The organism is Streptomyces sp. NPDC046876 (assembly GCF_040645035.1).
Taxonomy (GTDB): Bacteria; Actinomycetota; Actinomycetes; order Streptomycetales; family Streptomycetaceae; genus Streptomyces.
The window spans coordinates 41,732-49,966 of record NZ_JBEYXK010000048.1 but is presented as its reverse complement, the minus strand read 5'-3'; the positions used below and the strand labels follow the sequence as shown (position 1 = coordinate 49,966).

Below are 8,235 nucleotides of genomic sequence, written 5' to 3'. Positions count from 1 at the left end.
TTTGCGTGGGGGACCCCCCGCTGGGATTCGGGGGGAGGGTCCGGGCGGAGCCCGGTGCCCGGCGAAGCCGGGTTCCTTGGGGCGCCGCCCCAAACCCCGCGCCTCAAACGCCGGCGAGGCTGGTTGTGCCGGCCCTCGGCTGCGAAGGCGGGCGGAGCCGGGGTTGCTGGGGCGCCGCCCCAAACCCCGCGCCTCAAACGCCGGCGAGGCTGGATATGCCGGACCCCGGATGCGAAGGGCGGGCGAGGGTGGAGATGCCGACCCCGGGCCTCAAGGGGCGGCGGAGCCGGGTGGTGTGGGGCTCCGCCCCGGACCCCGCGCCTCAAACGCCGGCGGGGCTGGTGTGGCCGACCCTCGGCTTCGAAGGGCGCCCGAAGGCCACTCCGGCTCCGCCGGCCCGCAATCAGCCCCGCCGGCGATTGAGGCGCGGGGTCCGGGGCGGAGCCCGGCCCGGCGGGGGGCTGGCATGGCGGGAGCCGTTAGGTGCGGTCGACGAAGACGCTCGTTGACTTGACCCGGGCCACGGCTCGGGCGCCCACCTCCAGGCCGAGTTCCTCCACCGCCTCGCGGGTCAGCAGCGACACCACCCGGTGGGGCCCCGCCTGGATCTCGACCTGGGCCGCGACGTCGCCGAGCGTGACGGCGGTGACGATGCCCGGGAAGGCGTTGCGCGCCGAGGTGTACGGGGCCTCCTCGCCGTCGCCGGCGCCCTCCTGCGCGACCTCCACGCAGAACGCGGCCAGGTCCGGCCCGTCCACCATCCGCCGGGTCCCCTCCCGGCGGGTGGGGAACCGTTCGGCGTCCGCCCAGCGACGGGCCGTGTCGACGCTCACGCCGAGCAGCCGCGCCGCCTGGCCGATCGTGTAGGAGTCCATGACCGCAGCTTACGGGGCCCCCGGTGGCAGCAGGGCCTCCGCCGCCGCGGCGGCGACCACCTCGGCCACCGTCGACAGCGCCGGCGACTCCAGCTTCCACTGCTGCCAGTACAGCGGGACGTCCAGCGGCCGCCGCGGCACGAGCAGTTCCAGCTCTCCGGAGCGGAGCAGCGGCGCGGCCTGCGGCTCGGGCACCAGCCCCCAGCCCAGGCCCGCGGCGACCGCGTCGCAGAACCCCTCCGAGGTGGGCACGTGGTGGCGCAGCGGCCCGGCGCCGGCCCCCGCGGCCCCGTCTCCCGTCAGCGCCCGTACGAAGGTGTCCTGGAGCACGTCCCGCCGGTCGAACACGATCACCGGGGCCTGCCGCAGCGCGCGCGGCAGACCGCCCGCGCCGCGCAGGTGCCGGGCGGCGAAGCCGGGGCTCGCGACCGGCAGGTAGCGCGCCAGGCCCAGCCGGCGCACGGTGCAGCCCGCCACCGGATCGGGCGAGGAGGTGACCGCCGCCATCACCTGGCCCTCGCGCAGCAGGGCCGTCGTGTGCGACTCGTCCTCGCGGTGCAGCTCGAACAGGACCGGCGGGTCCTGCGGCACCCGGGTCAGCGCGGGCAGGAACCAGGTGGCGAGCGAGTCGGCGTTGACGGCGATGGGCAGCCGCACCGGGCCGCCCGCCTCCTGCGCCATGCCGAGCTCGGCCCGCGCATCGCGTTCGAGGCGGGCCAGCTGGCGGGCGAAGCGGACGACCACCTGCCCGGACTCGGTGGCCCGCACCGGCTTGGTCCGCATCAGCAGGACCCGCCCGGTCCGCTGTTCTAGGGCCTTGACCCGCTGGCTGACGGCGGAGGGCGTCACGTGCAGCGCGGCCGCCGCGGCGTCGAAGGTGCCCTCGTCCACCACCGCGAGCAGGGTCCGTACCTGGTCCAGGGGAAGCTCGTCCATCACGAACGCTAAGGGTACGTAAAAATCCTTAGCTGTACTGCACCCCGGGCGGCTCATATGGTCGAACGCATGACCAACGGCATCATCACGGCGGCCCTCGCCGGCTTCGGCACCGGACTCTCCCTCATCGTGGCCATCGGGGCGCAGAACGCGTTCGTCCTGCGGCAGGGGGCGCGCCGCCACGCCGTCCTGGCCGTGGTCGCCATCTGCGCGGTCTCCGACGCGGTCCTCATCGCCCTCGGCGTCGCCGGCGTCGGCGCCTTCGTCACCGCCTGGCCGGCCGCCCTCACCGCCGTCGGCATCGCGGGCGGCGGCTTCCTGGTCTGCTACGGAGTGCTCGCCGCCCGGCGGCTGCTGCGGCCGACTCCGGGGGCCGCCCTGGAGACCGAGGGGGCCGCGGCCGCATCGCGCCGCCGGGCCGTCCTGACCTGTCTGGCCATGACCTGGCTCAACCCGCACGTCTACCTGGACACCGTCCTGCTGCTGGGCTCGCTGGCCGCCGACCGCGGCGAGCTGCGCTGGGCCTTCGGCATCGGCGCCGGGCTGGCCAGCCTGACCTGGTTCGGCACCCTGGGCTACGGGGCCCGGCTGCTCAGCGGCGTACTGGCGCGGCCCGCCGCCTGGCGGGTGCTCGACGGCTTCGTCGCGGCGACCATGGTCACGATGGGCGGAATGCTGCTGGCGGGCGCCTGACCCGTGGGGCGGTACGGTCGCTGCGGGGCCCGGCCCGGCCCCAGCCGCCGCCCGCCGTACGTCCCCCGGAGCACGCCGTGACCGACCGTCCCGCCCGCCCCGACCGTCCCGCCCCCGTCTCCGCCGCGGCCCCTGGCCCGCTGGTGGCCGTCTCCGCGATCGTCATGGACCCGGCCGGGCTGGTCCTCGTGTCGGCCGGCGTCGACGGGGCGGAGGCCAGCCTTCCGGGTGGTCTCGTAGCGGGCGCCGAGACACCGGAGCAGGGGCTGGCCCGCATCCTGGAGGAGCTGCTGGGCCCGGGCGTGCCGCCCGTCGGCCGGCTGCTCGTCGTCGACTCGCGGCCTGCGGCGGAGCCGGCCGGGCGCGCCTGCGTGGTCCACGTCCATCTGGTCGGGCTGGCCGGGCCGCTGCCGCCGGAGCTGCCCTCGGCAGGGCGCGGACTCGCGCCGCAGGAGGCGTACGGGGTGCTGCCGAAGCGGGCCGCGGCCCGGCTGCGGGCCGGACTGGCCGCGCTCAACGCCGGCAGCGTCGCCCACCTCATCGGCGGGTTCCCCCACACGGGATCCCCGGCCGGCCTGGACCCGGTGCACCGTGCGGCGCTGGAGCACGCCGGGGCCCTGGACTCCGCGAGCCACCGGGCGGTCCGGCCCAAGGCGCTGACCGCGGCGAGCGTGGTGTTCACCGACGCGGCGGGCCGGGTGCTGCTGGTGGAGCCCTCGTACGGGCGGCCGGGCCGCTGGAACCTGCCGGGCGGCGGTATCGACAGCGACCTGGGCGAGACCCCGCGCGAGGCGGCCCGCCGCGAGGTCCGCGAGGAGCTCGGCCTGGACCTGGAGCCGGGCCGCCTCCTCGGCGTGAACTGGTCCCACAAGCCCGGCCGGCCGGCCCGGATCCGCTTCCTCTACGACGGCGGGGTGCTGGCCGCCGACACCCTCGCCCGGATCCGGCTGTCGCCGATCGAGCTGCTGCGCTGGCGGGCCGCGGACCCCGGCGAGCTGCGCGGCCTGGTCAAGCCCTCGCTGCGGCGGCAGATCAAGGCGTGCCTGCGGGCCCGGGACCGGGGCACGGGCCCGCTGGAGCTGCACGCCGGGCGCCCGGCACCGGCCGGCGCCGCAGCCGCCGAGCACACGGCCGGCGCGGCCGCGGTGAAGAAGCGCTCCGGTTAGCGGGAGCGGGCGTCGGCGCTGGTCCATCCGGGCGGCATCGTGGCGTGGCGCGCGGGCGGCGGGCCCGTCTCACGCATCGTCGAACCGGAGCGCAGCCGCGCCCGCACACCCACTCTCGCCTGCGAGGACGAGCGTTACCCCTGGAGTGACGGCCATGTCCGCAGAACCGACCGGTCCGGCCCCCGGACCAGCCTTCGGCCCCACCACCGGCCCCGGACCGGCAGTCGCCGGCGCCCAGGCCCCGCCCGATCCGCGCCGTTGGTGGATCCTCGCCGTGATCGGGCTCGCCCAGCTCATGGTCGTCCTCGACGCCACCATCGTGAACATCGCGCTGCCCTCCATCCAGGACGGCCTCGGCTTCTCCGACCAGCAGCGGCAGTGGGTGGTGACCGCGTACGCCATCGCCTTCGGCAGTCTGCTGCTGCTCGGCGGGCGGCTCGCCGACCTGATCGGCCGCCGCCGGGCCTTCCTGATCGGGCAGCTGGGATTCGCCGCGGCCTCCGCGCTCGGCGGTGCGGCGGCCACCTTCGGCGTCCTGGTCACGGCGCGGGCGCTGCAGGGGGTCTTCGCGGCGCTGCTGGCCCCCGCCGCGCTGTCGCTGCTGACGACGACGTTCTCCTCGCCCGCCGAACGCGGCAAGGCCTTCGGGGTGTTCGGGTCGCTCGCCGCGTCCGGGGGTGCGGTGGGGCTGCTGCTCGGCGGCGTCCTCACCGAGCACCTGAGCTGGCGTTCGACCCTGTACGTGAACGTGCTGTTCGCCGGCGTCGCGGTCACGGGCGGGACGCTGCTGCTGCGCCGCCAGGCCCCGGCCGCCCCGCCGAAGCTGGACCTGCCGGGCACCGTACTGGGCTCGTCGGGACTGTTCTGCCTGGTCTACGGCCTGGCGACGGCCGGCCCGCACGGCTGGCAGGGCGCGGAGGCACTGGGCTTCCTGCTGACCGGCGCCGTGCTGCTCGCCGCGTTCACCTGGTGGCAGGGCCGCAGCCCGCACCCGCTGCTGCCGCTGCGGATCGTGCTCGACCGGGTCCGGGCCACGGCCCTGGCGTCCGTGTTCATCACGGGCGTGGGCATGTTCGGGGTGTTCCTGTTCCTCACGTACTACCTCCAGCACACCCGCGGCTACGGCCCGGCCCACACCGGACTGGCCTTCATGCCGATGTCCGGCTGCACCATGATCAGCGCGATCGGCAGCAACATGGGGCTGCTCGGCAAGGTGGGCGGGCGCCCGCGCATCGTGACCGGGATGGTGCTCGCGGCCTGCGGGATGGCGTGGATGACGAACCTGTCGGCGACGGGCCCGTACGTGGTCGACGTCCTGCCGGGGCAGGTGCTGACGGGCCTGGGCATGGGGCTGATCACCGCGGCCGCCATGAACCTGGGCACGGCGGGCATCGACCCGCGCGACGCCGGGGTGGGGTCGGCGACGGTGAACGCCATGCGGCAGATCGGCGGCTCCGTGGGCACGGCGCTGATGAGCACCCTGGCCGCCGTGTCGGTGAGCCGCTCCCTGGCAGGCCGACAGCCCGCGCCGGAGCTCCTGGCGCGGGCTGCTCTGGAGGGGTACCACACCGTCTTCACGGCCTCGGCGGCGATCTTCAGCGCCGGGGCCGTGCTGACGATGCTCCTGCTGCCCGGCGGCCTGTCGATGGAGCGCACGCACGGCGCTCCTGCGGGCCGCCGGCCCTCGGACGGCTGAGCGCTAGGGGCGGTGCTGCGGCCGCGCGCCCGCGTGCGCGGCCGGCTTCGAGGGCTTGGAGGCCGAGTTCGAGGGCTTGGAGGCCGAGTTCGACGGCTTGGAGGTGGAGGTCGACGGCTTGGCGGCGGAGGTCGACGGCTTGGCGGCGGAGGAGGCGGGGGCCGCCGGCTTCGCGGGGGTGGAGGTGGAGGGGGCCGCCGGCTTCGCGGGGGCGGCCTCCTCGGAGACCGCCGCCACCGCGCAGTTCGCGACCGAGCTGCGGACCCGGTCGCCGGTCGAGTAGTGCTTCAGCTTGCAGGAGTTGGCGCCGAGGCCGCCGTCGACCTGGCCGTAGCCGGGGCCGATCGTCAGGACGGTGTCGCTCTGGCCGCGGACGGTGTCGTTACCCGGGCCGCCCTGGACGATGCCCGCGGACTCCGCGCCCACCGACTTCGGCTCGATGATGTCGGCCTGGCTGCCGCCGAGGATCCGGCCGCCGAGGTCGACGTTGCCCGTGCGGATGTAGTCGCTGCCGTCGTTGCCGAAGACCTGGCCGCCGCCGCGCTGGTACTCGCCGGGCTCGCCGAGCACGCTGCCGGTGGTGATGTTGTCGTCGCCGTGGTCGCCGTAGACGGTGGCCCCGTGCTCGGCCGTGCCGACGACGAGGGCGGTGATGATGGTGTCGTTGCCGGACCCGCCGCGCACCGAGGAGTTGCCGTTGCGCGGGTAGAGGTTGTTGACCTGGAGCGTGTCGTCACCCTCGCCGCCGAGGACCTGGGAGTCGACGAGCATGCCCTTGACGCGGATGTTGTCGTCGCCCCCGCCGCCGTAGATGATCGTGTTCTCGACGTCGTTCTCGCACAGGATGACGTCGGGACCCGGGGTGCCGTTCACCCGGTCACCGGGCGGGGCCTCGACCCCGTTGACGTAGCACCAGTGGGACGGCAGCGCGTCGGCGGCGCGGGCCGGGCCCGCGGCGAGCGAGGCGGCGGCAGCGACCGTGCCGGCCAGGGCGTACGTGGCGGTGCGGAGTTTGCGGCGGGTGAGCAGCATGAATTCTTCTCCCGAGCATGAGGGTGGGTTGAGGTGGGGCTGTGGTGTGTGGCGCGTGCCGGTGCGGCAGGCGCGGTGGCGGTCAGGACAGCTCGTGGCGCAGGGGCGTGAGCTGTTCGATGTCGTAACGGGACCGCAGTTCGAGGATCGCGGCGGGATCGGGGGTGGTGCCCGCGTCGAGCAGGGCGAGGAGCTCCTCGAAGTACCGCTCGTGATCGGGTGGCGGTGAGGCCTGGAAGAACATGCGGGCCGGCTCGCCGGTGGGGTTCGCGAAGGCGTGCGGGCAGCCGGGCGGAACCACGATCACGGTTCCGGGGCCGGCCCGCACGACCTGGCGTCCGTCCAGCGACTCCCAGTGTCGCCAGTTGTCGCCGCTGCGCACGCGCGGCTCGAAGGCCATGACGTCGAGTTCACCCTCCAGGACGTAGAAGAGCTCCTCGCTGCGCATGTGCCGGTGGGCGCCCACGTCGAATCCGGGCGGGACGACCACCTCGAAACTCGAGGCCACCGAGGAGTGCTCCCCGGTGACCTTGAACGTGACCTGCTGGGCCTCGGTGTGCAGGGTGCGGCCGTGGCCCGGCGGCACGAGCAAGCCGTCGCGGGCGACGTGCGCGGTCATGACCAGGTCACCGGCAGGCCTTCGGGACCGCGGATGAGCGCGCCGGGCCGCCAGCGCAGTTCGTTGGTGGGCACCGTGAAGCGGAGGTCCCGGAACCGGTCGAGGAGCGCGTCCAGGAGCAGTTCGGATTCGAGGCGGGCGAGCATGGCGCCGGGGCAGAAGTGGGGCCCGTACCCGAAGGAGACGTGCGGGTTCGGGCTGCGGTCCAGGTGCAGTTCGTCCGGGTCGGGGAAGACGTCCGCGTCGCGGTTGGCGGCGAGGTAGGAGATGTAGACCGCTTCGCCGGCGCGGATGCGCTGGCCGGCGATGGTGACGTCCTCCAGGGCGATCCTGGAGAGCCCGACCGCGTTGCGGTGCGGGATGTAGCGCAGGAGCTCGTTCAGCCCCGAGGGGCGCAGCGCGGGCTTGCTGCGCATCTGCTCCATCAGGTCCGGTCGGGTGAGCAGGATGTAGACCATGTTGCCGACGTTGTTGGTGACGGCCTCGCCGCCGATCTGGATGAGCAGGCCCAGGCCGGTGGCCTCCTCCAGGGTGACCTCGCCGTCGCGGACGGCCTGGTCGAGGAGGCCGATGACGCTGTCGTCGTGGGCGACGGTTCCGGAGCCCAGGCGGGCGCCCAGGTAGGCGAGCGCCTCGTTCTTGGCCTGTTCGCTGCGTTCGGCGCCCTGGGCCGAGGACAGGATCAGGGTGGTCCATTCGTGGACCATGGGCCGGTCCTCCTCGGGGACGCCCATCAGCTCGCAGACCACGGCGAGCGGGAAGGGGGCGAGGAGGCGCTCGGTCAGGTCGGCGGGCGGCCCGTCCTCGAGGATCCGGTCGACCATCGCGTCGAGCATCTGCCTGGCCCGGGTGCGCAGCCGCTCCACCCCGGTGGTGGTGAAGGCGGCGGCGACCGTGCGGCGCAGGCGGGTGTGGTCGGGAGGGTCCTCGAAGCCGACGGCTCCCGGCGCGGGGATGAAGTGGGGGGCCAGGCGGGTGACGTCGTGCTCGGCGACCAGCTTGCGGCTGAAGCGCGGGTCGTTGGCCACCATCCGCACGTCGTCGTACCGGCAGACGAGCCAGGCCCATCCGGAACCGTTGGGAAGCCGGATCCGGGTGACCGGCCCCGCCTGCATCAGACCGGCGAGGACGGGGTCGAAGTCGACCCCGTCCAGGGCCGGGGTGGGCCAGTGCGTGATGGGTGGCCGTGCGGTTGCGGGGCCGTCCTTCAGCATGGTT

At 74.8% G+C, this 8,235-nt stretch carries 8 protein-coding genes; 3 read left to right on the top strand and 5 right to left on the bottom strand.

What is annotated here, in order from left to right; all coding sequences use genetic code 11:
* Positions 1–479: 479 nt before the first annotated feature.
* Together ABZ924_RS23570 and ABZ924_RS23565 are read right to left on the bottom strand one after the other, a co-directional pair.
* Entirely contained in the window at positions 480–875 is a 396-nt protein-coding gene (locus ABZ924_RS23570) for a TOBE domain-containing protein (protein ID WP_361913101.1), read from the bottom strand.
* 9 nt (positions 876–884) lie between these two features.
* Positions 885–1,811, bottom strand: a complete 927-nt coding sequence (locus ABZ924_RS23565; protein WP_361913098.1) for a LysR family transcriptional regulator ArgP — start codon at positions 1,809–1,811, stop codon at positions 885–887.
* A gap of 69 nt (positions 1,812–1,880) precedes the next feature.
* On the opposite strand from ABZ924_RS23565, the gene ABZ924_RS23560 reads away from it, so the two are divergent.
* The 3 genes from ABZ924_RS23560 to ABZ924_RS23550 all read left to right on the top strand — a co-directional run bounded on the left by ABZ924_RS23560 (position 1,881) and on the right by ABZ924_RS23550 (position 5,366).
* On the top strand, positions 1,881–2,504 hold the full coding sequence (locus ABZ924_RS23560) for a LysE/ArgO family amino acid transporter (RefSeq protein ID WP_361913095.1): 624 nt from the start codon (positions 1,881–1,883) through the stop codon (positions 2,502–2,504).
* Positions 2,505–2,581: 77 nt separating this feature from the next.
* Positions 2,582–3,670: an NUDIX domain-containing protein gene (locus tag ABZ924_RS23555; RefSeq protein ID WP_361913092.1), complete on the top strand. Its 1,089-nt coding sequence runs from the start codon at positions 2,582–2,584 to the stop codon at positions 3,668–3,670.
* Positions 3,671–3,824: 154 nt separating this feature from the next.
* Positions 3,825–5,366, top strand: coding sequence for an MFS transporter (locus tag ABZ924_RS23550; RefSeq protein ID WP_361913089.1), 1,542 nt, complete (start codon positions 3,825–3,827; stop codon positions 5,364–5,366).
* A gap of 3 nt (positions 5,367–5,369) precedes the next feature.
* Here ABZ924_RS23550 and ABZ924_RS23545 read toward each other — a convergent pair whose 3' ends face one another.
* The 3 genes from ABZ924_RS23545 to ABZ924_RS23535 form a co-directional block, all read right to left on the bottom strand.
* The gene (locus ABZ924_RS23545) at positions 5,370–6,398 is read right to left on the bottom strand and encodes a hypothetical protein (RefSeq protein ID WP_361913086.1); all 1,029 of its coding nucleotides are present in this window, start codon (positions 6,396–6,398) and stop codon (positions 5,370–5,372) included.
* Between the two features lie 82 nt (positions 6,399–6,480).
* Positions 6,481–7,017, bottom strand: coding sequence for a cupin domain-containing protein (locus tag ABZ924_RS23540; protein WP_361913083.1), 537 nt, complete (start codon positions 7,015–7,017; stop codon positions 6,481–6,483).
* On the bottom strand, positions 7,014–8,231 hold the full coding sequence (locus ABZ924_RS23535; protein ID WP_361913080.1) for a cytochrome P450: 1,218 nt from the start codon (positions 8,229–8,231) through the stop codon (positions 7,014–7,016). The genes ABZ924_RS23540 and ABZ924_RS23535 overlap by 4 nt, the downstream gene beginning before the upstream one ends.
* Positions 8,232–8,235: the final 4 nt, after the last annotated feature.

Coding starts and splice junctions, on each gene's coding strand:
- ABZ924_RS23535 (WP_361913080.1), bottom strand. CDS start 8,231: ATGCTGAAGGACGGCCCCGCAACCGCACGGCCACCCATCACGCACTGG.
- ABZ924_RS23560 (WP_361913095.1), top strand. CDS start 1,881: ATGACCAACGGCATCATCACGGCGGCCCTCGCCGGCTTCGGCACCGGA.
- ABZ924_RS23540 (WP_361913083.1), bottom strand. CDS start 7,017: ATGACCGCGCACGTCGCCCGCGACGGCTTGCTCGTGCCGCCGGGCCAC.
- ABZ924_RS23565 (WP_361913098.1), bottom strand. CDS start 1,811: ATGGACGAGCTTCCCCTGGACCAGGTACGGACCCTGCTCGCGGTGGTG.
- ABZ924_RS23570 (WP_361913101.1), bottom strand. CDS start 875: ATGGACTCCTACACGATCGGCCAGGCGGCGCGGCTGCTCGGCGTGAGC.
- ABZ924_RS23545 (WP_361913086.1), bottom strand. CDS start 6,398: ATGCTGCTCACCCGCCGCAAACTCCGCACCGCCACGTACGCCCTGGCC.
- ABZ924_RS23550 (WP_361913089.1), top strand. CDS start 3,825: ATGTCCGCAGAACCGACCGGTCCGGCCCCCGGACCAGCCTTCGGCCCC.